This is a genomic window from Staphylococcus sp. 231237_7MaSpsaltlick, from assembly GCF_043107035.1.
The window spans coordinates 1-391 of sequence record NZ_JBICNX010000442.1; the positions used below are offsets into that span (position 1 = coordinate 1).

The window sequence follows — 391 nt, forward strand, 5'->3', positions numbered from 1 at the left end:
TAAGTACAAAGCGCACGACAATTATTCTAAAGCTTATAAAAATATTTTGACTAAAGAAAAAGATATGTTCAAGTACACTTCAGGTGATCAAGTGGATCAATCTGAAATTGATAAAAAGTCAGAAGCAGTATCAAAATCATATAAAGATATGAATAAAGCGTTTAAAAAATATTCAAATGCAATGAACAAAGTTAATCAAGAAAAAGAAGATGTTGATAGTCTTGCGTAAAAATTGAATGCAATACATTTGAAATTTGTGTTAATTGATTATAGCATAATAATTGGGTGCGCTTACATTTAAATGGAAGATTTTAGAAATAGCCACAGAATTTTAGTAGTACAGTGTTATAATTTTCATTAGTACAGATTGAAAAACTGTATCCATTTTGAG

At 27.1% G+C, this 391-nt stretch carries 1 protein-coding gene; it reads left to right on the top strand.

Going from position 1 to position 391, the window contains the following annotated elements; translation table 11 throughout:
- Positions 1–229 (top strand): YkyA family protein (locus tag ACF91D_RS32255; RefSeq protein WP_392438776.1); only part of this gene is annotated, 229 nt, incomplete at its 5' end.
- Between the last annotated feature and the right edge of the window lie 162 nt (positions 230–391).